This is a genomic window from Muricauda sp. MAR_2010_75, assembly GCF_000745185.1.
Classification (GTDB): domain Bacteria; phylum Bacteroidota; class Bacteroidia; order Flavobacteriales; family Flavobacteriaceae; genus Flagellimonas.
The window spans coordinates 3445491-3469189 of record NZ_JQNJ01000001.1; the positions used below are offsets into that span (position 1 = coordinate 3445491).

The 23699-nt window shown below is 41.8% G+C and carries 26 protein-coding genes and 1 tRNA gene; 10 read left to right on the forward strand and 17 right to left on the reverse strand.

Annotated elements, in window-relative coordinates:
- Positions 1-4 precede the first annotated feature (4 nt).
- Genes gldG through FG28_RS15510 form a run of 5 tightly spaced genes read right to left on the reverse strand, consistent with a single transcriptional unit; the run spans position 5 to position 4103 of the window.
- On the reverse strand, positions 5-1669 hold the full coding sequence (gene gldG, locus FG28_RS15490) for a gliding motility-associated ABC transporter substrate-binding protein GldG (protein WP_036384364.1): 1665 nt from the start codon (positions 1667-1669) through the stop codon (positions 5-7).
- Positions 1666-2397 (reverse strand): gliding motility-associated ABC transporter permease subunit GldF, encoded by a 732-nt coding sequence (gene gldF, locus FG28_RS15495; RefSeq protein ID WP_036384366.1) that lies wholly within the window; start codon positions 2395-2397, stop codon positions 1666-1668. Before gldF ends, gldG begins: the two co-directional genes overlap by 4 nt.
- 40 nt (positions 2398-2437) lie before the next feature.
- Positions 2438-2938 carry a carboxypeptidase-like regulatory domain-containing protein gene (locus FG28_RS20225; protein ID WP_051947404.1) on the reverse strand — a complete coding sequence of 167 codons (501 nt, stop codon included), beginning with the start codon at positions 2936-2938 and terminating at the stop codon, positions 2438-2440.
- Positions 2939-2975: 37 nt separating this feature from the next.
- Positions 2976-3272 carry a putative quinol monooxygenase gene (locus FG28_RS15505; protein ID WP_036384368.1) on the reverse strand — a complete coding sequence of 99 codons (297 nt, stop codon included), beginning with the start codon at positions 3270-3272 and terminating at the stop codon, positions 2976-2978.
- A complete protein-coding gene (locus FG28_RS15510) occupies positions 3273-4103 on the reverse strand; it encodes an S-adenosyl-l-methionine hydroxide adenosyltransferase family protein (protein ID WP_036384371.1) in 831 nt (276 codons plus the stop codon). It lies immediately after the preceding gene.
- A gap of 121 nt (positions 4104-4224) precedes the next feature.
- Here FG28_RS15510 and FG28_RS15515 point away from each other — a divergent pair, with 121 nt between their 5' ends.
- The 5 genes from FG28_RS15515 (at position 4225) to acs (ending at position 10178) form a co-directional block, all read left to right on the forward strand.
- The gene (locus FG28_RS15515; RefSeq protein WP_036384373.1) at positions 4225-5181 is read left to right on the forward strand and encodes a PhoH family protein; all 957 of its coding nucleotides are present in this window, start codon (positions 4225-4227) and stop codon (positions 5179-5181) included.
- Between the two features lies 1 nt (position 5182).
- Positions 5183-6142 (forward strand): phosphoribosylaminoimidazolesuccinocarboxamide synthase, encoded by a 960-nt coding sequence (locus FG28_RS15520; protein ID WP_036384375.1) that lies wholly within the window; start codon positions 5183-5185, stop codon positions 6140-6142.
- A gap of 72 nt (positions 6143-6214) precedes the next feature.
- The gene (locus FG28_RS15525) at positions 6215-6472 is read left to right on the forward strand and encodes a DUF4212 domain-containing protein (RefSeq protein ID WP_036384378.1); all 258 of its coding nucleotides are present in this window, start codon (positions 6215-6217) and stop codon (positions 6470-6472) included.
- A gap of 19 nt (positions 6473-6491) precedes the next feature.
- Complete coding sequence (locus tag FG28_RS15530) at positions 6492-8207, forward strand: sodium:solute symporter family protein (RefSeq protein ID WP_036384379.1); 1716 nt, start codon at positions 6492-6494, stop codon at positions 8205-8207.
- A 63-nt stretch (positions 8208-8270) separates the two neighbouring features.
- Positions 8271-10178: an acetate--CoA ligase gene (gene acs / locus FG28_RS15535; protein ID WP_036384381.1), complete on the forward strand. Its 1908-nt coding sequence runs from the start codon at positions 8271-8273 to the stop codon at positions 10176-10178.
- A 64-nt stretch (positions 10179-10242) separates the two neighbouring features.
- Here acs and FG28_RS15540 read toward each other — a convergent pair.
- Positions 10243-10316, reverse strand: a tRNA-Met gene (locus tag FG28_RS15540).
- A gap of 138 nt (positions 10317-10454) precedes the next feature.
- Here FG28_RS15540 and FG28_RS15545 point away from each other — a divergent pair.
- Together FG28_RS15545 and FG28_RS15550 are read left to right on the forward strand one after the other, a co-directional pair.
- The gene (locus FG28_RS15545; RefSeq protein WP_036384383.1) at positions 10455-10838 is read left to right on the forward strand and encodes an START-like domain-containing protein; all 384 of its coding nucleotides are present in this window, start codon (positions 10455-10457) and stop codon (positions 10836-10838) included.
- A 53-nt stretch (positions 10839-10891) separates the two neighbouring features.
- The gene (locus FG28_RS15550; protein WP_036384385.1) at positions 10892-11740 is read left to right on the forward strand and encodes an aminotransferase class IV; all 849 of its coding nucleotides are present in this window, start codon (positions 10892-10894) and stop codon (positions 11738-11740) included.
- Here FG28_RS15550 and FG28_RS15555 read toward each other — a convergent pair.
- The 5 genes from FG28_RS15555 to FG28_RS15575 form a co-directional block, all read right to left on the reverse strand.
- Positions 11737-12297: a YqgE/AlgH family protein gene (locus tag FG28_RS15555; RefSeq protein WP_036386733.1), complete on the reverse strand. Its 561-nt coding sequence runs from the start codon at positions 12295-12297 to the stop codon at positions 11737-11739. The genes FG28_RS15550 and FG28_RS15555 overlap by 4 nt on opposite strands.
- Positions 12298-12426: 129 nt before the next feature.
- Entirely contained in the window at positions 12427-12699 is a 273-nt protein-coding gene (locus tag FG28_RS15560) for an HU family DNA-binding protein (protein WP_036384387.1), read from the reverse strand.
- Between the two features lie 177 nt (positions 12700-12876).
- On the reverse strand, positions 12877-13842 hold the full coding sequence (gene fmt / locus FG28_RS15565; protein WP_036384389.1) for a methionyl-tRNA formyltransferase: 966 nt from the start codon (positions 13840-13842) through the stop codon (positions 12877-12879).
- Positions 13820-15715, reverse strand: a complete 1896-nt coding sequence (locus FG28_RS15570; protein ID WP_036384391.1) for an ATP-dependent DNA helicase RecQ — start codon at positions 15713-15715, stop codon at positions 13820-13822. The genes fmt and FG28_RS15570 overlap by 23 nt, the downstream gene beginning before the upstream one ends.
- Entirely contained in the window at positions 15715-16278 is a 564-nt protein-coding gene (locus FG28_RS15575) for an AAA family ATPase (protein WP_036384392.1), read from the reverse strand. The genes FG28_RS15570 and FG28_RS15575 overlap by 1 nt, the downstream gene beginning before the upstream one ends.
- A gap of 87 nt (positions 16279-16365) precedes the next feature.
- Between FG28_RS15575 and FG28_RS15580 the strand changes: the two genes are divergently transcribed.
- The 3 genes from FG28_RS15580 to murA all read left to right on the forward strand — a co-directional run bounded on the left by FG28_RS15580 (position 16366) and on the right by murA (position 18705).
- Positions 16366-16653 (forward strand): DUF493 family protein, encoded by a 288-nt coding sequence (locus FG28_RS15580; protein WP_036384394.1) that lies wholly within the window; start codon positions 16366-16368, stop codon positions 16651-16653.
- Positions 16654-16737: 84 nt separating this feature from the next.
- Positions 16738-17382 carry a DUF4290 domain-containing protein gene (locus tag FG28_RS15585; protein WP_036384396.1) on the forward strand — a complete coding sequence of 215 codons (645 nt, stop codon included), beginning with the start codon at positions 16738-16740 and terminating at the stop codon, positions 17380-17382.
- 15 nt (positions 17383-17397) lie between these two features.
- Positions 17398-18705, forward strand: a complete 1308-nt coding sequence (gene murA / locus FG28_RS15590; protein ID WP_036384397.1) for a UDP-N-acetylglucosamine 1-carboxyvinyltransferase — start codon at positions 17398-17400, stop codon at positions 18703-18705.
- Between the two features lie 20 nt (positions 18706-18725).
- Here the strand turns inward: murA and FG28_RS15595 are convergent, their stop codons facing one another.
- The 6 genes from FG28_RS15595 to FG28_RS15620 all read right to left on the reverse strand — a co-directional run bounded on the left by FG28_RS15595 (position 18726) and on the right by FG28_RS15620 (position 23699).
- Positions 18726-19106 (reverse strand): DoxX family protein, encoded by a 381-nt coding sequence (locus FG28_RS15595; protein ID WP_036384399.1) that lies wholly within the window; start codon positions 19104-19106, stop codon positions 18726-18728.
- On the reverse strand, positions 19103-19609 hold the full coding sequence (locus tag FG28_RS15600; protein ID WP_036384400.1) for an SRPBCC domain-containing protein: 507 nt from the start codon (positions 19607-19609) through the stop codon (positions 19103-19105). Before FG28_RS15600 ends, FG28_RS15595 begins: the two co-directional genes overlap by 4 nt.
- Positions 19609-20055 carry an SRPBCC family protein gene (locus FG28_RS15605; protein ID WP_197062613.1) on the reverse strand — a complete coding sequence of 149 codons (447 nt, stop codon included), beginning with the start codon at positions 20053-20055 and terminating at the stop codon, positions 19609-19611. Before FG28_RS15605 ends, FG28_RS15600 begins: the two co-directional genes overlap by 1 nt.
- Positions 20039-20380, reverse strand: a complete 342-nt coding sequence (locus FG28_RS15610; RefSeq protein ID WP_036386735.1) for a helix-turn-helix transcriptional regulator — start codon at positions 20378-20380, stop codon at positions 20039-20041. The genes FG28_RS15605 and FG28_RS15610 overlap by 17 nt, the downstream gene beginning before the upstream one ends.
- 140 nt (positions 20381-20520) lie before the next feature.
- Complete coding sequence (locus tag FG28_RS20230) at positions 20521-22491, reverse strand: tetratricopeptide repeat protein (protein WP_197062614.1); 1971 nt, start codon at positions 22489-22491, stop codon at positions 20521-20523.
- 203 nt (positions 22492-22694) lie between these two features.
- On the reverse strand, positions 22695-23699 hold the full coding sequence (locus FG28_RS15620; RefSeq protein ID WP_036384404.1) for a pirin family protein: 1005 nt from the start codon (positions 23697-23699) through the stop codon (positions 22695-22697).

The following is a 23699-nucleotide window of genomic DNA, read 5'->3' on the forward strand; positions in this document are numbered from 1 at the left end:
ACACTTAGACCGCCAATTTACGCTTTCGGTAATAGCTGAAGAAAACACCAAAAAGTAAGGTTAAGAGTACTGGAACACCAATGTTTATAAACTGCCACTTGGTTTTGTCGGCGGCAATTTTTTTCACATCCAACAATGGAATGGAAACTTTTTTGCTCCGAATGTTTATAAGTCCATCGTTGTCCAAAAGATAATTGGTGCAGTTGACCAAAAATTCCTTGTTGCCATAGAAACTGTTGGTCCATTTATCGTACCCCAGTTCCAAAGGTCTGCCATTTCGCAATTGATTTTTTATGACATCCCCATCCGAAATAACAATCATTTTGTTGGCCGGACCTTCCTCTTGTACATGCTGTAATTTGAGCGGCTTCACCCGATTTTTGTACATGGAAACAAAGTCACCCTCAATCAATACGGCCAATGGCATATTTCCAGGGGTGTATGCTTCTTGGTTTGGAGGATTGTTCAAAATATCCAAACTTACCTGTCTGGGTGTACCATCAATTTTGGACAGCGGTGAACTTTGCAATAGAATGGTTTTTTCGTAATCGTTTTCCAAAACGTCAATTGGACTTGTAAATTGATAACGAACCGCTTCAATATTGGTGTTGATGGGATGGTTGTTTTTGGAAAACACCATGGGGTTGTAGTACCACGGTACAGGGTCATATTGAGAATCATTGCCCTCTCCTGTAGCCAAAACAATCTGGGTAAAATACATATCGTTCACCAAAACCGGATTGATCCGCACCCCATACTTAAAAAAGAAATCCTTAAGGTTGAGTTCGCGAGGCAGAGCAAAGGCACTTCCCCCGCCGGCTAGAATGCTGTCCATTTCCATGGCCACCTGATCTACCAACCAAATAGATTTTCCACCGTTCACCACGTATTGGTCCATTACATATTTTTCTTGGTCAGAAAACGGCTCGGTGGGTTTGGCAATCAAGGCCATATCAAAGCCTTCCAGTTGGTCCAATACTTTTTGTGGGTTGGATGCCACGGAATCCAACGTAATGGCTGCTATGTTGTAATACTCCCGAATAGTGGTCAAATAATCCGCCAAGTACATATCTGGGAGTTCCCCATTTCCTTTGATGACAGCTATGCTTTTCTTTTCGGTGATGTTCAATTTGGTAAACGCGTCGGCAAAAGCGTATTCCAATTGTTGAACGGAATTGTTGATGCGTTCCTCCGCAGATGACCCAATTTTATTTTTGAGCAATGCCACTTTTACGGTCTGATTGCCATAATTTACCATGGCCCACGGAAAGACCATTTCTTGGGAAACCTTGCCATTTTCTTGAACCGTTACGCTGGCAGGTTGAAGTCCTAAACCTTGCAGTTCGGCGATGGTCTGTTGGGCTCGACTCTCATCTTCCAAAGGGTCTACCAAGTTGTAGGTGATGTTTTTGTTTTTTGAGGCAAAGGATTCCAACAATTGAATGGTCTCTGACTTCAATTTTGAAAATTCCGGTGGAATAGCACCATCCAAAAGTACATCAATCACCACAGGAGCATCAAACTTTTTAGCCACTTCGATGGCGGGTTCTGACAAAGTATACCGCTTGTCTTCGGTAAGGTCGAAACGGGTGTAGGTAAAACTTGCCAGGATGTTCAACACCACAACAGCAACAAGCGCCACCACTGCTGAAATAAGAAACTTTTTCATCGGGGCAGTTGTTTTAGGCGTTGAAAAGTGAGGAACAAGAAGAGGAGCGTCATCGAAATAAAATACACCAAATCTCGAGTGTCGATAATTCCACGTGCTATGCTATCAAAATGCGATTTTGCACCTATACTTTGAATCATTTGCTGTGTCTCACCATCCAAAAACAACGAAGAAACCGCATCAAATCCGTTGAACACCAAAAAGCACAATAAAATGCCTACTAAAAAAGCAATGATTTGGTTATCCGATAGGGTAGAAGCAAATAGGCCGATGGCGGTATAAGTTGAAATCAAAAATAAGAGACCAAAATAGGAGCCGAGAACCATTCCGAGGTCGTAATTCCCTGCAATCATTCCCAGACTGGAAATGGCAAACACGTAGACAATGGTTGGAATGACAGCGATGATGCAAAGCAGCGCAGCACCCCAAAATTTGCCCAACACCAATTTCCAAACGGAGATGGGTTTGATGAGCAACAATTCCAACGTTCCCATTTTACGTTCTTCGGAAAAACTTTTCATGGTGATGGCCGGAACCAAAAAGATGAAAATCCAAGGAGCGAGCAAAAAGAAATTGCCCAAATCGGCAAAACCGTAGTCAAATATGTTGTACTCGCCTCGAAAGACCCACAAAAAAAGACCGTTGAGCAACAAAAAGGCTCCAACGATCAAATACCCAATGGGCGATGTGAAAAAAGACCGTACCTCTCTCTTAAAAATAGCGAACATTAAGATTATTTAATTGAACTTTTATATTTTAAAAATTAAGTTAGAATTCCTTTTGATGCCTAACACAAAACCAATTTGGCTCGCAACCAGTAACCTCACATCCACCAAGTTTGATCTTGCCCTTTTTCATTTTTCTCATTAATTTTTTACCGGGAAGTCCATAAATAATTGGGATAACATTTTTAGATGAACCATCTATCGGACATTTATTTGAGTCTGTAAACTGATAGCAAGGTCCTGAGGGAAGACCTAAATCAATATGTAAATCAGAATTCTTTTTCAATACTACATTTTTAATAGTATCCTTTCCATAACCAACAAATTCAACAATTATATCATATTTGCCTTGATTCAAACCAGATAATTCAAAATTACCATCATAATCAGCTTGAGTTCCAATTTCGCTGCCACTTATTAAAACTGTGGCTCCTGGTAAGGCGGATGAATCCAATTTAAAGAAGACTTTTCCGCTAACACTGCTGTTTTGGGCACAAAGCTTCATTACCAACATGAAAAACAAAAGAAGTATAGTATTTTTCATTTGATACATTTTCCTTTTATAAAATTAACTGAGGTCACTAATTGGTTGTTTGAACTTTATTGACGCTCCAGGCTTCAGGTTTTTCGCTGAACAATTGTTTGGTTGTACCCCATACGTCTTTAAAAAAATCTGATGCTCTATATCTTTCCAAATCCGATTCTTTTTCCCAAAAGCTATACGTAAAAAACACACATGGATTTTTGAGGTCTTGGTACAGCTCTACCATATTACAACCTTCAAACGCCAAGATTCCGTTTTTTGATTCTTTAAAAATTTGCTCAAAACTAGGAATATTTTCGGGTTTAAAGGTGAGTTTTACGATGCGTATCAGCATTTACAGAAAATTTATAGTTACCGTATCCCTATAATTGAGGCCCAAAAGGGAGGATGCCCCACCCACGGAATTCAAATCACTTTTATAGATGGCCAGCTCAATATAGCCCGCCGAATTGAACAAGGCCAGAGCATCACCAGGGCCTTTGCGCTGGTTTTTGTCCAAATCAAAATTGATGATGCCATTATAACTGGTGTGGATTTCCTTGATTTTGGTGGTACGCGCGGAAACTTCAAAATCCCTTCCATTTCGGTAAGCGTTGAAAAGGCTTCGCTGAATATTGGTCACCACATTTCCATAGTTATCAATGTAGATTACGTTTCCTGAAATGGTCTTTCCATTATCGATAATTCTGGGCTCAAACTCCCTGAGTTCACGCAACTCATTAAAAGGTCTTCCAATCACCTCCAATTTACCACCTCGGGCAATATGGCAGGCCACTTGGATGAATACATTCAGCACGGGGAAAGACCCTGAGATAACATTGGGAATCCGGATTTCAACCACTTTTTCTGGTTTCACCTCAGAAGTAATCAACGAGATGACCCCACTGTTGGCACTCACAAAATAATGGCCGTCCACCTGCACCACAATATGCTGGTTTTCGGGGGAAAGTTCAGAGTCCACACCCACAATGTGTACGGTCCCTTCGGGGAAGGAACGGTAGGCATTTTTAAGGATGTAGGCACACTCCTGAATGTTGAATGGGCTTATGGCATGGGAAATATCAACAATGGTCACATCGGGAAGGTTGCTCAGAATAGTCCCTTTCACGGCACCAACAAAGTGGTCTTTAATTCCAAAATCCGTAGTTAAGGTTATGATTGCCATGCAATACTGTTGATATGTTTTTGCCTGCTCAAATTGATTTTTGGTTAAGTTTGTGAAGTAAAATTACACTAAAAAAGAAGAATACAATCTTCAAGAAATAACATAAAATACCCCGCATTTTTTGAACGAACTTATCATAGAACTCACGGATATCAGCCCACAGGATTTTTTTGGGCAACACAATGAGAATATTGAACTTCTTAAAAAATATTTCCCAAAGCTAAAAATTGTTGCCCGAGGCAGCAAAATTAAAGTGTATGGAGATGAGGAACTCTTGGAAGAGTTTGACAAGCGGTTTGATTTACTCACAAGTCAATTTGCCAAGTACAACAAGCTCGATGAAAATATGATTGAGCGCGTGCTGACCAGCAATGGACAAGAAGATACAGCGTCCAAAAGTAGTGGCGATGTTTTGGTACATGGGGTCAGCGGACGCTTGATCAAGGCGCAGACCTTGAACCAACGCAGAATGGTGGATGCCTGCAAGGTAGATGATATGGTTTTTGCCATTGGTCCTGCAGGTACCGGTAAAACCTACACCGGTGTAGCTTTGGCGGTAAAGGCGCTGAAAGAAAAACAGGTACGCAGAATCATTTTAACCCGACCTGCTGTGGAAGCTGGGGAAAATTTAGGATTTCTTCCTGGGGACCTTAAAGAAAAGCTTGATCCCTACATGCAGCCTCTGTATGATGCCCTGCGGGATATGATTCCTGCCGAAAAATTGGCTAAATATATTGAGGACGGTACCATTCAGATTGCGCCAATGGCTTTTATGCGAGGAAGAACGTTGGACAATGCCTTTGTGATTTTGGATGAGGCCCAAAACACCACCCATGCTCAAATGAAAATGTTCCTGACCCGGATGGGCAAGAACGCCAAATTTTTATTAACGGGCGACCCTGGCCAAATAGATTTGCCAAGACGGGTAATTTCTGGCTTGAAGGAAGCGTTGTTGATTCTTAAAAACGTGGATGGCATCAGCATTATTTATTTGGATGATAAGGATGTAATCCGTCATAAATTGGTCAAAAAGGTCATCGACGCATACAAAAACATTGAGCACCAAAATCAATTCTAAGATGGGGCAGAATACGCTTATGGACACGGATTTTCATTTTCCGGGCCAAAAATCAATATATAAAGGAAAAGTTAGGGAGGTCTATACCTTGGAAAACGATATTTTGCTAATGGTCGCCACTGACCGGCTGTCTGCGTTTGACGTGGTCATGCCCAAAGGCATTCCATACAAAGGCCAGATTTTAAATCAGATTGCCACCCAAATGATGCAGGCCACTGAAGATATTGTCCCCAATTGGTTGATGGCCACGCCAGACCCCAACGTGGCTGTTGGAAAAGCTTGCGAACCTTTCAAGGTTGAAATGGTCATACGTGGATATCTTTCCGGTCATGCTGCGCGAGAATATAAGGCTGGTAAACGTATGCTGTGCGGAGAGCCCATGTCCGAAGGAATGAAGGAAAACGACAAATTTCCTGAACCCATTATCACTCCGGCCACTAAAGCTGAAAAAGGAGATCACGATGAGGATATTTCCAAAGCGGATATTCTAAAAAGGGGTATCGTTTCCCAAGCGGACTATGAAGTTTTGGAAAAATATACCAAGGCACTCTTCCAAAGAGGGACCGAAATTGCCGCAAAACGCGGATTGATCTTGGTCGACACCAAATACGAATTTGGGAAAACTAGGGAAGGTGAAATCGTTTTGATTGATGAAATCCATACTCCGGATTCTTCGCGCTATTTCTATGCCGAAGGTTATGAAGGATTACAGGCCAAAGGTGAGCCCCAAAAACAATTGTCCAAGGAATTCGTTCGTCAATGGCTGATTTCCAATGGATTCCAAGGTTTGGAAGGGCAGACTGTTCCTGAGATGAGTGATGACTACATTGCGTCGGTTTCAGAGCGCTATATTGAGCTGTATGAGAGTATTACGGGGGATGAGTTCGTAAAAGCCGATGTTTCCAACATTCATGAGCGAATAGGTGTCAACGTTTCAAACTATTTGAACAGTCTTTCTTAAAATTGTTGCGCTGCCCAATTTTTGATGGTTTTTACTGAGGATTTCATATATTTCTTCAATCAAACCTAACAAATGGACACCGACCTTCGCAAAAAGTACTGGAAAGAAAATCTAAAATACCTCTCAATTTTAATCGCAATTTGGTTCCTGGTCTCCTATGGATTTGGAATCCTATTGGTCGATGAACTCAACACCATCCGAATAGGCGGCTTTAAACTTGGCTTTTGGTTTGCCCAGCAAGGTTCCATCTATGTTTTCGTAATCCTCATTTTTGTATACGTCCGACTTATGAACAAATTGGACAAGAAATACGGCTACAACGTTGATTAGCCATCATTAAAACCTAATTATGAGTGATGTTCAAATTTGGACCTATGTGTTGGTCGCGTTATCATTTGGTCTTTATATAGGAATTGCCATCTGGTCTAGAGCCGGTTCCACCAAAGAGTTTTACGTTGCCGGCGGTGGCGTTTCCCCATTGGCCAATGGAATGGCTACCGCAGCAGATTGGATGTCGGCAGCCTCTTTTATTTCCATGGCGGGTATTATCTCTTTTGCAGGGTATGATGGAGCTGTATATTTAATGGGATGGACAGGAGGCTACGTGCTTTTGGCCTTGTTATTGGCACCTTACCTTAGAAAATTCGGAAAGTTCACCGTACCTGATTTTATTGGAGAACGTTACTATTCCAAAACAGCCCGGGTTGTAGCGGTTTTTTGTGCCCTTATTGTTTCTTTTACCTACGTAGCGGGTCAAATGCGAGGCGTGGGTATCGTGTTTTCAAGATATTTGGAGGTTGATATCAACACCGGGGTGGTTATCGGTATGGTGATAGTTTTGTTTTATGCCGTCCTCGGTGGAATGAAAGGAATCACCTATACCCAAGTAGCGCAATATTGCGTATTGATTTTCGCCTTTATGGTGCCTGCTATATTTATTTCAATTCAGATGACAGGCAACCCCATCCCACAATTGGGTTTTGGCGACACCTTATCCGATGGTTCTGGAACCTATCTTTTGGATAAATTGGATGGTCTCTCCACCGAACTCGGTTTTGCCGAGTATACTTCGGGCTCCAAAAGTACGATTGATGTATTTGCCATTACATTGGCGTTGATGGTGGGTACGGCCGGTTTACCGCACGTAATCGTTCGCTTTTTTACCGTAAAAAGGGTGCGCGATGCCAGAAAATCAGCTGGTTTGGCATTGTTGTTCATTGCTATTTTGTATACCACGGCACCGGCAGTGGCTGTATTCGCAAGAACAAACTTGATTGAAACGGTAAGTGGGAAAGAGTATGATAAAATGCCTGAATGGTTCAGCCGATGGGAAACTACCGGACTCATTGCCCATGAGGATAAAAACGGTGATGGCGTAATTCAATATGTGGCGGCACCAGAAGTGAACGAACTTACGGTTGACCGGGATATCATGGTGTTGGCCAACCCAGAAATAGCGAATTTGCCTGCTTGGGTAATTGGTTTAATTGCCGCAGGCGGATTGGCAGCCGCATTGTCAACCGCAGCGGGGTTGTTATTGGTAATTTCCTCCTCTGTATCCCATGACTTGATCAAAAATGTACTGAATCCTGGCCTTTCCGAACAAGGAGAACTTTGGGCCGCACGGATTTCAGCTGCAGTAGCTGTGGTCATTGCAGGGTATTTTGGAATCAACCCGCCAGGCTTTGTGGCGGCAGTGGTAGCGCTGGCTTTTGGTCTTGCAGCAGCATCGTTCTTCCCTGCCATTATCTTGGGCATCTTTTATAAAAAGATGAACAGTCAGGGGGCCATATCTGGAATGGTTGTAGGTCTTTGTCTCATGCTTTTCTATATGTTGAAATTTAAATTTGGAATTTTTGATGGAGGAAAGGAAGCCGTTGCTAGTTTAAAGGATGACTGGTGGTTTGGCATTTCACCAGAAGGGTTTGGATCCATCGCAATGGTAGTGAACTTTATCGTGGCCATAGTTGTGAACTCCTTTACCGAAGACCCTCCAGAAGATGTTCAGGAGATTGTGGAAAATATTCGTATTCCAAGCGGGGTAGGAGAGGCTATTGACCATTGATATCCTCAATTAATTCCCCCCTTTTTCATAATTTTAAGCCTCAATAAAAATTAATTAAACTAGATGAGCAACTACCATATTAAACATTTGGAAGAGTATTTTCAGGTCTATCGTAAATCCGTGAGAAACCCAGAAGCGTTTTGGGAAGAAGTGGCAGAAGAGCACTTTTTCTGGCGCAAAAGATGGAATTCGGTGTTGGAATGGGATTTTACAAAGCCTGAAGTCAAATGGTTTGATGGTGCCCAGCTCAATATTACCGAAAACTGCATAGACCGCCATTTACGCAGTCGTGGCGACAAAACCGCCATTCTTTTTGAGCCCAATGACCCAAACGAAGAAGCGGAGCACATCACCTATAATGAATTGCATGAAAGAGTGTGCAAGTTTGCGAATGTGCTCAAAGACCAAGGTGTAGAAAAAGGGGACCGTGTGGTGATTTATTTGCCGATGATTCCTGAATTGGCCATTTCTGTTTTGGCTTGCGCACGGATTGGAGCCATCCATTCCGTGGTGTTTGCAGGATTTTCATCCACCGCATTGGCCACCCGAATCAATGATTGTGATGCAAAAATGGTGATTACTTCGGATGGTTCGTACCGAGGTAGCAAGACCATCGACCTTAAAGGGATTGTAGATGAAGCCTTAAAACAGTGTCCTGGTATTGCCAGTGTCTTGGTTGCCAAACGTACTGGCGAGAAAATTAACATGATGGAAGGTCGTGACCATTGGTTAGCCCCTTTACTGGATAAAGCGTATTCGGATTGTGTTCCTGAAATCATGGAAGCGGAAGACCCGCTTTTCATTTTATACACCTCGGGTTCCACTGGTCGACCTAAAGGAATGATGCATACCACGGCGGGATACATGGTCTATACGGCGTACACCTTTAAAAATGTGTTCCAATACCGTGAAGAAGATATTTATTGGTGTACTGCGGACATTGGCTGGATTACGGGTCACTCCTATATTGTGTATGGACCCTTGGCCAATGGGGCCACTACGGTAATGTTTGAAGGTGTCCCTTCCTATCCAGATTTTGGTCGGTTTTGGGAGGTGGTGGAAAAACATAAGGTCACCCAGTTTTATACCGCGCCTACCGCTATTCGAGCTTTGGCGAAGGAGAATTTGGATTTTGTCACCAAATATGACCTTTCCAGCTTAAAAGTCTTGGGTACAGTCGGTGAGCCCATCAATGAAGAGGCATGGCACTGGTACAACGACCATGTGGGTGAGAAAAAATGCCCCATTGTGGATACGTGGTGGCAAACCGAAACAGGGGGTATTTTGATTTCACCCATTCCTTTTTCAACCCCAACAAAGCCTACCTACGCTACCTTGCCCATGCCTGGGGTACAACCTGCGTTAATGGATGAAAATGGAAAAGAAATCAAAGGAAACCAGGTAGATGGACGTTTGTGCATAAAATTCCCATGGCCTTCCATAGCCAGAACCATTTGGGGAGACCATCAACGTTACAAAGACACCTATTTTTCTGCTTTTGAAGGCAAATATTTCACTGGGGATGGCGCTTTACGGGATGAAGTAGGCTATTACCGAATCACGGGAAGGGTAGATGATGTCATAATTGTTTCCGGACATAATTTGGGTACTGCGCCGATTGAGGATGCCATCAATGAGCACCAGGCTGTAGCAGAATCCGCTATTGTTGGTTTCCCCCATGACGTAAAGGGAAATGCATTGTATGGCTATGTTATCTTAAAGGAAACTGGTGAGTCCCGAGATCGTGATAACCTCAAGAAAGAAATCAACCAAATGATTACGGATCATATCGGCCCTATTGCCAAATTGGATAAGATTCAATTTGTGCCTGGATTGCCCAAAACCCGAAGCGGAAAAATCATGCGCCGGATACTTCGTAAAATTGCATCCAAGGAAACCGATAATTTGGGGGACATCTCAACATTGTTGAATCCAGAGGTAGTGGAACAGATAATAGAAGAGAGTTTGTAGGCGCTTTCCTAAATCTTATAGCATATAACAAAAAAAGACCATCATGTGATGGTCTTTTTTTTTGTAGCGAGAGAGGGACTTGAACCCTCGGCCTCCGGGTTATGAATCCGACGCTCTAACCAGCTGAGCTACCTCGCCAGAATTCGTTTTAGCGGGTGCAAATATAGAGTTTAATTTTTGCTGAATCAAAATTCAGGATTAATTTATTATTTGATATTTATTTTTTTATCTTCCCAAATTATATCTATTGTTGAAAAGGATTAATTGCGCGCTATAATGAGTGATAAGGTAAAATTTGAAATTGAATTTGTTATCCAAGCTTCCCCACAGTTGCTTTACCAATATATTTCCACACCATCCGGTCTATCTGAATGGTATGCCGATAATGTGAATTCCCGAAGTGAGATGTTCACATTTATCTGGGATGGGGCCGAGGAGCAGGCCAAGATGCTAAAAAGAAAAAGTGATGAGTTTGTAAAATTCACTTGGGTGGATAACGAGGATGATTCGTTTTTTGAAATGCGCATTATTGTGGATGAAATCACCAAGGATGTTTCCCTCTTCATTACCGATTTTGCAGATGAGGATGAAGTGGATGAGGCCAAAATGCTTTGGCAAAACCAAATTTCAGACTTAAAACAAGTCTTGGGATCTACCTAAAGGGATTCTCAACTATACCGTATCTTTGATCCCGATAAAAATCGGGATTTTTTATGATCAATTTTAATGGATCGCTGTTTTCAGAAGATAAGGAAGTATTGACCCATGCCAATAGAGGGTTAAAATACGGGGATGCTCTTTTTGAAACGCTTCGGTGTGTAAACGGTACCCTCTTCTTTTGGGAAGACCATTACTTTAGATTGATGGCCTCCATGCGAATGCTTCGAATGGAGATTCCCATGGAGTTTACCTTGGAATTTTTGGAAGAAGAAATCAAAAAAAACATTAGGGAGAATAACCTGGAGAACAGGGCTGCCCGGGTGCGACTCACTGTTTTTCGGAAGGAAGGAGGATTGTATTTGCCTGAAAGCAATGACGTCTCCTATATTATTGAAACCAGTCTTTTGGATTCTCCTTTTTATATTATTGGGGAAAATGAATATGAAGTAGAGCTCTTTAAAGATTACTACGTAAATAAGGATTTGCTGTCCACTCTTAAGACTACCAATACAATTTTAAATGTGGTGGCCAGTGTCTATGCCAAGGAGAACAGGTATGCCAATTGCCTTCTGGTAAATACAGATAAACAGGTGGTGGAAGCCATCAACGGAAATCTTTTTTTGGTAAAGGGCAATACCATAAAGACGCCTCCCTTGGGTGATGGGTGTTTAAATGGTATTATCCGAAAAAAATTGATGGAGATCATTGAGACAACTGAAGAGTTTCAGATGGTGGAAGAATCCATTTCGCCTTTTGAGTTGCAAAAGGCAGATGAATTGTTCATTACCAATAGTATTGTGGGTATTCAGCCCATAAGCAAATACCGGAAAAAGGACTTTTCCAATACGGTTGCTAAAAAACTGGTGGGAAAATTAAATGCAAAGGCCAGAATGGCCAGTTAGTTGAGGGATGGGTTTTCAGGGGAGTTGGACCACAGTAGATAATCTCCGCCCAGTTCAACCATTTTTTCCTTCCAAAAGGCTATCGATGATTTCTCTATGATGCCACTTTCATATTCATTTTTGACCACGACCCATGATTTGGACAGCAGTTCCTGGTCCAACTGTTGGGAGCCCCAACCCGAGTAGCCCAAAAAGAATCGAATATCCTGTTCGGTGATTACCCCATTATTGATGAGCTCAACGGTTTTTTCAAAATTACCTCCCCAAAATATCCCATCGGAGATTTCAATGCTATCGTGGATCAAATCGGGAACCTTATGGATAAAGTATAGATTATCTTGCTCCACAGGACCGCCATTGAATACTTTGAACGGGATGATAATCTCAGAAATAAGATCGCAAATGGTGTAGTCCAGGGGCTTATTGAGGATAAACCCAACAGATCCTTCATGGTTGTGCTCCGCGAGCAACACCACAGACCTATTGAAGGAAACATCTCCGGTAAGTGAAGGTTCCGCAACAAGTAACTTACCTTTTTGAGGCTTATGGCTCACCATTTCCATAGAATTAGCACTTCAAATTGTTGTATAATATACAATTTTTCCAAAAAAACTAAAATGCCCTCTAAAATAAAAAAGCACTTCTTTGCAAAGAAGTGCTTTACTTATATTATAAAAAACAATTGATTAGTTTACCGCACCGCTCAATTCTGCTCCTGCTTTGAACTTTACTACGTTCTTAGCTGCAATTTGAATGGTCTGTCCAGTCTGTGGATTTCTACCTTCTCTGGCGCTTCTTTTGGAAACTGACCAAGAACCAAAACCAACTAGAGAAACTCTGTTCCCTTTTTTAAGTGATCCCTCTACATTTCCCAAGAAAGATTCCAATGCCTTTTTGGCTGCTGCCTTAGTGATGCCAGCATCAGCTGCCATAGCATCGATTAATTCTGTTTTGTTCATAATGGAATTAAATTAATTGTTGTTAAAATAATTTTAATGCTGAACAAATTTATATGGATTTGCTATTAACGCAAGTAAAACCTAGGGAAATAGGGGTTTTTGTTAATAACTTGAAACGTTTGTTGATAAAGTCGGAAAAAAATGACAACTTTTTGCCAGCCCAATCATAGCAAGGGGTTAGCAAAGGTGTGCATTTTTATCAAGGTCAAGACCATTTAACACCGCTTTGGTTTCCATTTTTCGTTTGCCTGGTAACTGTATTTCCAACAAATGTAGATAACCATCGGCTACCCCCACTTTGAGTGTTTTTTTATCAGCAATCAGTTTTCCAATTTCATCATTATGTTGAGCCGGTTCTTTATGGGTTGCATAGATTTTGATAGGGTCCTTATCACCATGGTTTACCAAAAAGGCCCAAGCGCCAGGGTAGGGACTCAACCCCCTAATATGGTTATGGATGGCATCCAATGATTTATTCCAATCTATTTTACAAGTGTCTTTATGAATCTTCGGTGCTGGTTTTAAATCATCAAAATGCTTTTGCGGGGTGCTGGCAACTTTACCCGAAGCAATTTGGTTGCAGGTTTCCACCACAAGTTCACCGCCAAGTTTCATCAAACGGTCATGCAAAGTTCCCACATTGTCTTCTTGTGTTATTTTTTCGATCTTTTGAAGAATGATACCTCCGGTATCTATTTTCTCATCAATAAAAAAGGTGGTCACCCCCGTTTCCGTTTCGCCGTTGATGATGGCCCAATTAATTGGTGCCGCGCCACGATACTGGGGAAGAAGGGAAGCATGCAGATTAAAAGTGCCATGTTCCGGCATCTGCCATACCACTTTGGGCAACATCCGGAAAGCTACCACTACCTGCAAATTGGCCTTAAGGCTTCTGAGTTCTTCTAAAAAAGCTTCATCCTTGAGGTTGGTGGGCTGCAGCACTTTTAAATGATGTTGAACAGCAAATTGTTTTACGGCGGATTCTTGTACTTTACGACCCCTACCAGCAGGTCTGTCTGGGGCTGTGATCACTCCTACAACATCAAAACCTGATTCCACGATGGCCTTCAAGCTTGCCACCGCAAAATCCGGGGTGCCCATAAATACGATTCGCAAGGGGTTATTTTCTAAGGGTGTATTCATTGATTTCGTTTAATTCAACTACTTCATCCTCAAGTAGTTGTTGCAAGACTTTTAAAAGAGTCTTTTCATCCGCTCCGGTTGCTTTTTCCAGTTTTCTGGAGGTGCTTGGGGCGATTTTTAAAAGACCTATTACGCGTTCTTCCAGTTTTATGGGAGATGCTTGCTTTTCCTTTTTGGTGCAAATATCGCATGTACCACATTTTTCCGCTTTGTTTTCACCAAAATATTTCAACAAATAGACACTTCGGCAGACCTTTTTGTTTTTGATGTACCCCAGCATGGCGGCCATATTGTTTTGCTTTACCTGATTGAAATCTTGTACTTTTTTGGCAAACGGATTGATGGTATGGTCGTCTTCACGGGGAACCAAAAAGGTGATTTCCAAGTCACTGGTAGTGTTTTTGTATTCCGCAATGCCATCTTTTTGAAGCTGTTTCAATATTTTTTTGAGAGATTTTTCACTTTCCCCCGTTTTCTTTGAAAGCAGATTAAGGTTGATTTTGGTCTCGTACTCCGTAATTCCGCCATAGGTACGTAATATGGTCTGAATACTGGAAGCTGTTTTTCGGTTTTTGTCCAGATACGCAAAAATTTCAGCCTTGGAAGCCACAAATTGCAGGGTGGTCTTTTCCTGAAAATTCTCAGACAGCAAAATAATCGAGTTTTGATCCAAAATACGCAATGCATTAAAGGTCATGTTTGGGTTGAATTCATACCGCTTACAAAAGGCATTGAACTTGAAGGCCATAGGCTCCAATACAGATTCACCATAGGAAATCTGAAAAAAGTTGTTCAGTTTGGAATATACTTTTTTAATGAAGGCGATATCGGGCAAGGAAGACAGAAACTGTTGTTTGGCCCGTTCTTCATCCTCCTTGGTGGTAATGATAATGGCAGTTGATGGTTTACCATCCCTACCAGCCCTTCCAGCTTCTTGAAAATAGCTTTCCAGACTATCGGGAATTTGATAATGGACCACCAAACGAACATCAGGTTTGTCCACACCCATCCCAAAGGCATTTGTGGCCACCATTATAGTTACCTTTCCTGTCAACCAATCCTTAAGTTTTTCCTCTTTTTCAGATTTTGAAATCCCTCCATGGAAAAAGGAAGCCTTAAAACCGTTCTTGTTTAAAAATTCTGAAAGGGAAACAGACATCTTCCGGGAACGTACATACACAATGGAACTGCCGGGAATCTTGCCCATATATTTCTTGAGTTGATACAGCTTATCCTGTGTCCGTTTTACCTTGAAAACAATATTAGATCGGGAAAACGAATCCTTGAAAATTTCTACCTCTTTCAATTTTAGGTTTTCAACGATGTCATCCACAACTTTAGGAGTCGCTGTGGCCGTTAGTGCAATCATGGGCGTGTTGGGGATGAGCTCCTTGAGAACGGAACATTCCAAATAAGCAGGCCTAAAATCATTGCCCCATTGCGAAATGCAGTGGGCCTCATCAATGGCAATGAGGTTTACATCCATTTCTTGAATACGCTCTTGGATCAAGGATTGCTGCAACCGCTCTGGAGAGAGATAAAGAAACTTGTAATTTCCATAAAGACAGTTGTCCAAAAGATCATTGAGTTCTGTAAAGGGGATGCCACCGGTAAGTGCAATGGCCTTTATGCCCCGGGCCTTTAGCTGGTTCACCTGGTCCTGTATCAACGCCACTAAGGGGGAAACCACAATGCAAAGCCCTTCCTTGGAAAGTGCCGGAACCTGATAGCAAATGGATTTTCCACCTCCGGTGGGCATCAAGGCCAGGACATCTTTTCCAGAAAGTACAGTATTGATGATGGTTTCCTGGGATCCCCTAAAATCATCATGACCCCAGAATTCCTTTAAAATAGCTTTGGTTTCTTTCCGCACTAAGGTTGATTAAGGGTTTCCAAAATAAAGTCAATCCGTTTTTGGATTACATCTTTTGGCACTGAGATGGGGTGGTAGCCAAATTGGGTATAGGTGTTCATCAAGGCATGATGTATGCGCTCTGCCTCCTCATAGGTTTCAAATCGCTCACCATCAGAAATATAAATTTCCTCCCATGGAGGTACTATGAACACCGTATCGTATCGGTGGTTTATACAAGTGTTGATGAATTCTTTTCCGTATGTCTGCCCAAAAAAATCCATATAGGCAAGTACATCGGGAATGCCACGGTCAAAAAAACTTATGGAGACCTTAGTGCCCAATGATTCTTTGTAATGTTGGGCCCTGCCATAAAGCAAATCCTTGTTGAACTGCATGGCATCGTCAACAAAGACCAGGGGATTGGACACAAAAACACTGGAGCCTCCTTCCTGTTTGGCCTTTGAGGTCATGTCTCGGATAATTTCATGGAAACAATGAAAGCCCAAGCTCTCCAATCCTTTTACAATGGAAGTCTTCCCGGTTCCCGGAGCCCCTGTAATAACCACTTTGTTCTTACTCAAGCACAATAATTTAACACTACAAAGTAATGAAATAGCCCCAAAGAAAAAAAATTGCAGGTTAAGCCATATATTTGTAAAAAAATAGGCATGGCGAAGGAGAACACAGATGAGTTTTATGAAAGGCTCAAGGAACAACTGTTGGAAAACACCAGTTGGCCTTCAACCTATCTTTATAAGTTCATTGTGCCCACTGATGAGGAGCGAATAGCACAAATCCACGATATTTTTGATAATACAGGCGCGGTCATTGAATCCAAAAAATCCAAAAAAGGAACCTATACCAGCCTTTCCATTACGGTTCACCTAAATAATCCTGATGAGGTGATCATAAAATACAAGGAAGTTGCCGTTGTGGAAGGGGTAATTTCCCTTTAATCCTGCAGATTGCCATAATTTTATTATTTTGCAGACGTTATCGGATAGACTTCCCGCTAATTTAATTTCATTAAACATTTTAATTTGAATACAGTAGAGAATTTAGAATACAATACAGAACGTTCGCAACTCATTATTCCCGAATATGGCCGCCATTTCCAAAAAATGGTGGATCATGCTGTTTCCATTGCGGACAGGGATGAGCGCAATAAGGTGGCGCAAGCCATTATCAGTGTAATGGGAAATCTTCAACCGCACTTGAGGGACGTTCCTGATTTTCAACATAAACTATGGGACCAATTGTTTATCATGTCCGATTTTAAACTGGATGTGGACTCTCCTTTTCCCATTACGTCACAAGAAGTACTGCAACAACGTCCTGAGCCACTGGAATATCCGCAGAACCACCCTAAATACCGATTTTATGGGAATAATATCAAGCGTATGATCGACGTGGCCATCAAATGGGAAAAAGGTGATATGCGCTCCGGCTTGGAATATGCCATTGCCAACCACATGAAGAAATGTTACCTAAATTGGAACAAGGACTCTGTTGAAGACTCGGTTATTTTTGGACATTTAAAAGAGTTGAGCAACGGCGAAATTGATTTGGCCGATGACGGAGAGAACTTAACGGAGAGCGGGCAGTTCCTCAAAAACAGACAATCCAAGACCAACCGCAGCAACAATGGCCAAAAAGGAAAGCGCGGCAGAAAAAAAAGGTATTAAATTCCAGAGCGATCCATGGGAACATTTCGAATAGAGGGTGGGCACCAACTTCACGGTGAGATAACACCCCAAGGGGCAAAGAACGAGGCACTTCAGATTCTTTGTGCCGTGCTGCTATCCGAAGAAAAAATTACCATAAACAACATTCCAGATATCCTGGATGTCAACAAACTTATTTCCCTTTTGGAGGACTTGGGTGTCAAAATCCAAAAAAAAGGCAGGGGTTCCTACACCTTTAAGGCGGATGACATCAATTTAGAGTATCTGCAATCCACAAAATTCAAGGAAGATGGTCGTGGTTTACGGGGTTCCATCATGTTGGTGGGTCCGCTTTTAGCCCGATTTGGCAAAGGATACATTCCCAAACCTGGCGGTGATAAAATAGGAAGACGTAGACTTGATACCCATTTTGAGGGATTCATAAAACTTGGTGCAAAGTTTAGGTACAACCGGGAAGAATATTTTTATGGTGTGGAGGCCGATAAGCTCAAAGGCACCTATATGCTTTTGGATGAAGCCTCGGTGACCGGTACCGCCAATATTGTGATGGCCGCAGTTTTGGCCGAAGGCACAACCACTATATACAATGCGGCATGTGAGCCCTATCTTCAGCAATTGTGTAAGATGTTGAACCGAATGGGAGCAAAAATATCAGGTATTGGCTCCAATTTGTTGACCATTGAGGGGGTTGAGCGATTGGGCGGCACAGAGCATACCATGTTGCCCGATATGATTGAAATAGGCAGTTGGATCGGTTTGGCTGCCATGACCCGGAGTGAACTGACCATTAAAAATGTGAGTTGGGACGATTTAGGGTTGATTCCGTCAGTGTTCAGGAAATTGGGTATTACGGTGGAAAAAAGGGATGATGACATCTTTATCCCCAAACATGAAAAAGGATACCAGATTCAGAATTTTATTGATGGTTCCATTCTTACCATTGCAGACGCACCATGGCCAGGATTAACACCCGATTTGTTAAGTATTATTCTTGTGGTGGCCACGCAGGCAAGGGGAGAGGTGCTTGTCCATCAAAAAATGTTTGAAAGTCGACTATTCTTTGTGGATAAATTGATTGATATGGGGGCAAAAATCATTCTTTGTGACCCGCACAGGGCCACGGTGATTGGTCACGACTTTAAATCGACCTTGAAGGCTACAACCATGGTGTCACCAGATATTAGGGCAGGGGTTTCACTACTCATTGCGGCACTTTCCGCCAAAGGCACATCAACTATTCATAACATTGAACAGATAGACCGCGGTTACGAAAATATTGATGAGCGGTTGAGAGCGATTGGGGCCAACATTGTGCGGGTTTAGTTATTCTCTTATTGAAATGACTATTTTCGTAGCATAGGTCGATACTTTTCCTTGTTCTCAATCAACACCCATAGATTGATGGCCAATAATACAAGTGCAATAGGCATCCCCGAAGTGTCGTTGACTGTGTTGGTCAACACCACACCCACCATAATAGGGAAAATGACCACGGCGCCAAGGGCCCTTGTTTTTGGGATTATAAATAATATTCCCCCAATTATCTCCATCAACCCCGTTAAAGGTAGCAGCCACCCTATATTCATGAAGGGCTCCATTACTTTTAAAAGGTTTTCTGGGATATCCTCAGGAATGGGCATGTAGTTAAAAAATTTATTCAATCCCGCATTTAGGAACATTAGTCCAAAGAGCACGCTTACTACAAAAATTATTTTTTGTTTCATGAATTATTTTTTTGCATAATTAATTCTTCTAAATGGTCCAGAGCCATGGTAAAGCCTTCCTTGAAGCCCATTTCAATAATCTTTTCCAAATCTTCTAGATTTTCGTGCTTAATGGTAATGTTGACCAAAGTGGTATTTTCTTGATTTTCAAAATCCAGATTCCATTTGGACCGGGGAAATTCTTCATTGATGTTTCCATTTTCGTCGCAAAAAGCATCCGCGTATTGAAAATTGGTCTTGGGAGTTATGGAGGTAAAATCTGCCAAAGCCCAATGTTCCTCTCCATTTGGACCGCACATGACATAAAGTCTTGTTCCACCCACCTCAAAATTCATGTATTTGGTTTTGGACACCCAGGGTTGTGGAGCCCACCATTGATCTAAAATTTCAGGTTTTGTAAAGGCGTCCCATACTACATCGCCCATTGCGGCGAACTCACGTTTTACCAGAACGGTACTGTTTTCCCTATCTACGGCGAAATCAAAAAGAAGATTTGTCTTCATTACATTGGTTTTTGTTTAGATAAATAGTTTGCAAGTTTTTCTAAGTTCTGTTTTAAGCCCTCGTCCGCTCTGTGTGTTTTAATCAAAGTCTGAAGCATTTCTGCTGTGTCGAACACTACTGTCCAATCAATGGTCGTTTCTTCTTCATTAGCTTCAAACAACACGGTAGTTATGAAGTGGGGGTTAAAATGTTCATAAACAATTTTTTCAAGGGGAACAATCTCCTTAAAAACACTTCTGTTCGGATAATTTTTGCCATCTGGTCCATGCATTATAAAATTCCACTCACCGCCATCCTGAAAATCCATTTTATGGATGGTATTGGTGAATCCACTGGGACCCCACCATTGCGCAATGTGCTCAGGTTTTGACCATACTTCCCAAACCAATTCTATAGGAGCGTGGAGTGTTCTTTTTATATGTACCGACCTATTCTGTATTTCCATTTTTTCTTTCATTTTGAATTTTAGCTAAATATTTATCAAGATTATCAAATCGGTCTTCCCAAATCTTTTTGAACTGTTCCAGCCATTGATCAATTTCCTTCATTTTGTCAACCCTCAAATTGTAGTAAACTTCGCGACCTTCCTGATTGGAGGTTACAAGGTCACACTCGTTCAATACCCGAAGATGTTTGGAAATGGTGGGACGAGCCGCATCAAAGTTTTGGGCAATCTCGCCTGCTGTCATTGTTTGTGTTGTCAACAGCACCAAAATGGCCCTCCGTGTGGGGTCTGCTATGGCCTGAAAAGGATCTCGTCTAAGTTTCATCATGAAAAGCGGTAAAAAATATGAAGCTATATGGCTACAAATATATATGAAGTCATTTGGCTACGCAAATTTTATTATGATAAAACTTCAAAAACTGTGTTTTATAACAAAGTAAGGTAATAATCAGGGGGAATGTGCCTTTAATCTTTTGGAATCAGAATCGTGACTTTGGTACCTGTTTCTTTTCCATCATCCAGGTTTTCTATTTTGACCAACTCCTCATTGGAGAACTTTTTAAGTGCCTCAATCCTTTTGGCGGTAATGGACATTCCCCGGGATTGGTTCTCTGATTTTTTCTGATTTTTTTTCTGACCGATTCCCACCCCATTGTCCTCTATGATGCAAACCACATGCTCTTTTTCATCCTTGAACGAGACGGTTAGCTTTTTTGGACCCTCTTTTGGCAAGAGTCCGTGCAAGATGGCATTTTCTATATAAGGCTGCACCAACAGCATGGGAACTTCATGTTGGTAGAGGTCTAGGTCTTCATCAATATTAAAGACATAGCTGAAAGAATTGTCAAACCGTAAGGCTTCCAATTCCACATAGATTTTGAGTAGCTCAATTTCCTCATGTAACACCAAACTGACATTGATGGAGGTTTCCAGCACCTGCCGTAACAGTTTTGAGAATTTGTTTAGATAGGACAGCGCAGACTCTTTATCATCAGAACTCACCAGATACCGAATGGAGCTCAAGGAATTAAAGATAAAATGGGGGTTCATCTGGGCACGAAGCATACGCTTTTCCAATTGGGTGTTCATGTCCTCAATGACCTCTTTTTGTTCGGATATCAACTCGTTTTTCTCCTGAAGGACCTTATTTGAGCGCTTCTTGCTTCTGTAGCGGAAATAAAGCAACCCAGCCGAAAAAATCAGCAATACCGTAATGATCACAAGGTATACCAAGCGCTTGTTATTCAAAGCCACACGGGTATTCAGTAGAGCAAGTTGCAATTCATTCTCTCTAATCTCTTTATCCTTCAAATAGACATCGTGCTGTATTTGTAGGTCTTGAATTTCTTTGATCTTGGTTTCATTCAAAAGACTGTCCTTATAGGCCATGGTTTGATTGAGATGATGGATGGCCTTGGGTAATTGACCTGCAGCCTCATAGATTTTATAGGCAATTTCATGGGCATCTTTTTTTTGCTCGTACCCTTCCATTTCTTTCAAGGCATCAAGGCTCTTGTTAGAATAATCAATCGCATCGTTAAACTTTTTTTGGCGAAACATCAGGTCGGCAATACGGGAGTAGGCTATGGCAATTTCCTGTTGTATGGAGAGTTGTTTGGCAAGATCCAATGATTTTTGCAGGTATTCTTCGGCCAATGCCCATTGTTCCATCTCCATATAGCAGTGACCAATCCCAGAATAACTGTTGCATAGATCAATATTATTTCCTTGTTTTTCATCATATGCGGCTACTTTTAGGAATTTTTCTAGGGCCTCTTTGTAATTCTTATTCTTAACATCAATAAGCGCCAAATTAATCAGCACCGTGCTTTCCCTTTCGTCCCGCTCATTCCCTTTATAGACCTCCAATGCCTTTTCATAGCTTTCTATGGCCTTGTCCTGTTCCCCCATTAAATCATAAAGCACTCCCAAGTTAATATAGGGTGAAGACGTATCTTGATCTAAATCTAATGAATCAATGAGCTTAATGCGTTTCAGGTAGTAGCTTTGGCTGGTTGGATAATCCCCAATGCTCTTGTATACAATCCCCATGGAATTATAGATATAATTCATTCTTTCATAATCTTGATGTTCTTTGGCCAAGACCAAGCATCTATTCAAATAATCAAGGGATTCGGCATAACTTCCAGTCATACCATGGGTCAGGGCAATTGAATAGAGTCCCTGTATCTCACCTTGGGCAAATCCAATTTGTTTGGATTTTTCCACACTTTGATGGAGATATTCAAGGGCCTTCTCCTTATCATGGGAACGCAAGCGGGCCCCAAGGATATTCATCGTATTGATTTCTGTGGTATCCTTGGCAGTTGCCAATACGTTTTGAAGGCTATCAATTTCCTGGGTTTGGGCGTAGCCTGTTTGTATGGCAAGCCAGCAAATGATAACTAGGCAGGAGGATGATTTGAGCAACGTCATACCCATAATTTGCACATAAGTTAAGATAAACCAAGTTAAATTACCGTTTGTGGGTTATGATATTGCCTTACCAAATAAAAAAATAAGGCTTCTCTTTAACAGGTTGTTTTAACTTCCGACAAATCCCTTCAAACAGTATTGGAGTTGAAGGTTTTAATGCGGTTGCTATATTTTGTCTATCGGGCTGCCATACATGCCATTGATTACCCTTTTTCCACCAATTTACCATCAGGGTAAAGTGCAAAGCGACCTTTTTCTTTATCGTGGACATTGTCTGGGTAAGGCCAGGGCCAACCACCAAACTGGGTCAAGCGATATTCCTCCATGGCTTTTTGGATTTCTTGTTCGGTGTTCATCACAAATGGACCGTATTTGGCCACCGGCTCTTCAATAGGTTTACCTTGCAGCAGTAGAAAATGGGCTTTTTTATCACCTATTTTTATACGTACCTCTTGTGAAGAATCCAAGTCAACTCCAAAATTGGGAATGATTTTTCCGTCTTCAAAGAAAATTTCAGAACCTTTATAAAAATAAAGGGTGCGGTTTACGTTGGAATTGGCCTTTGGCAAGGTATATTCAGAATTGGCCTCAACATGAATGTTCCAGATGGCCACTTCGTTTTCGTCATTGGCCGCCCAAGAATCTGGAGCTGGTTCATTGGCTGGGGTGTCTTTGTAATTTCCTGCAATGACCTTGATTTTGGCATTTTCCTCTTCAATTACAGGAATATCTTCATGCCAGAGCATTTTAAAATGGGGCTCCACAAATTTGCTGGACTTGGGCAGGTTTAACCAAATTTGGAACAATTCCAGTGGATTGTCCGAATCATCGTGGAGTAGGGGAAACATCTCAGAATGTTGCACACCCCGGCCCGCGGTCATCCATTGTACATCACCTTCACCAAATCTACCTGCTGCCCCCAAGGAATCGGAGTGGTCACAATAGCCCTTATTGACAATGGTAATGGTTTCAAATCCTCGATGTGGATGATAGGGAAAACCAGGAATGGTCTGCCCGTGGTACATGCGCCATTTGGCACCGGGGTTAAAATCATTTCCTAGACTCCGATCCTCAAGTAAAGATGGGTCTGGGCCCATTTTACCATTTCCTTTTGGATAATGATCTAAATGGTACACGCAAAATAAAAAGGGGTCTTGGGTCTGCCATGGAAAACCCAGTGGAAAAGTCTGTAGAATGGGGTTGCTCAT

Bases quoted from the DNA above. Each gene is read 5' to 3' on its own strand.
- gldG (WP_036384364.1), bottom strand. From the start codon at position 1,669: ATGAAAAAGTTTCTTATTTCAGCAGTGGTGGCGCTTGTTGCTGTTGTG.
- gldF (WP_036384366.1), bottom strand. From the start codon at position 2,397: ATGTTCGCTATTTTTAAGAGAGAGGTACGGTCTTTTTTCACATCGCCC.
- FG28_RS20225 (WP_051947404.1), bottom strand. From the start codon at position 2,938: ATGAAAAATACTATACTTCTTTTGTTTTTCATGTTGGTAATGAAGCTT.
- FG28_RS15505 (WP_036384368.1), bottom strand. From the start codon at position 3,272: ATGCTGATACGCATCGTAAAACTCACCTTTAAACCCGAAAATATTCCT.
- FG28_RS15510 (WP_036384371.1), bottom strand. From the start codon at position 4,103: ATGGCAATCATAACCTTAACTACGGATTTTGGAATTAAAGACCACTTT.
- FG28_RS15520 (WP_036384375.1), top strand. From the start codon at position 5,183: ATGGGGCAGAATACGCTTATGGACACGGATTTTCATTTTCCGGGCCAA.
- FG28_RS15525 (WP_036384378.1), top strand. From the start codon at position 6,215: ATGGACACCGACCTTCGCAAAAAGTACTGGAAAGAAAATCTAAAATAC.
- FG28_RS15530 (WP_036384379.1), top strand. From the start codon at position 6,492: ATGAGTGATGTTCAAATTTGGACCTATGTGTTGGTCGCGTTATCATTT.
- acs (WP_036384381.1), top strand. From the start codon at position 8,271: ATGAGCAACTACCATATTAAACATTTGGAAGAGTATTTTCAGGTCTAT.
- FG28_RS15545 (WP_036384383.1), top strand. From the start codon at position 10,455: ATGAGTGATAAGGTAAAATTTGAAATTGAATTTGTTATCCAAGCTTCC.
- FG28_RS15550 (WP_036384385.1), top strand. From the start codon at position 10,892: ATGATCAATTTTAATGGATCGCTGTTTTCAGAAGATAAGGAAGTATTG.
- FG28_RS15555 (WP_036386733.1), bottom strand. From the start codon at position 12,297: ATGGTGAGCCATAAGCCTCAAAAAGGTAAGTTACTTGTTGCGGAACCT.
- FG28_RS15560 (WP_036384387.1), bottom strand. From the start codon at position 12,699: ATGAACAAAACAGAATTAATCGATGCTATGGCAGCTGATGCTGGCATC.
- fmt (WP_036384389.1), bottom strand. From the start codon at position 13,842: ATGAATACACCCTTAGAAAATAACCCCTTGCGAATCGTATTTATGGGC.
- FG28_RS15580 (WP_036384394.1), top strand. From the start codon at position 16,366: ATGGCGAAGGAGAACACAGATGAGTTTTATGAAAGGCTCAAGGAACAA.
- murA (WP_036384397.1), top strand. From the start codon at position 17,398: ATGGGAACATTTCGAATAGAGGGTGGGCACCAACTTCACGGTGAGATA.
- FG28_RS15595 (WP_036384399.1), bottom strand. From the start codon at position 19,106: ATGAAACAAAAAATAATTTTTGTAGTAAGCGTGCTCTTTGGACTAATG.
- FG28_RS15600 (WP_036384400.1), bottom strand. From the start codon at position 19,609: ATGAAGACAAATCTTCTTTTTGATTTCGCCGTAGATAGGGAAAACAGT.
- FG28_RS15605 (WP_197062613.1), bottom strand. From the start codon at position 20,055: ATGGAAATACAGAATAGGTCGGTACATATAAAAAGAACACTCCACGCT.
- FG28_RS15610 (WP_036386735.1), bottom strand. From the start codon at position 20,380: ATGAAACTTAGACGAGATCCTTTTCAGGCCATAGCAGACCCCACACGG.
- FG28_RS20230 (WP_197062614.1), bottom strand. From the start codon at position 22,491: ATGACGTTGCTCAAATCATCCTCCTGCCTAGTTATCATTTGCTGGCTT.
- FG28_RS15620 (WP_036384404.1), bottom strand. From the start codon at position 23,699: ATGAGCAACCCCATTCTACAGACTTTTCCACTGGGTTTTCCATGGCAG.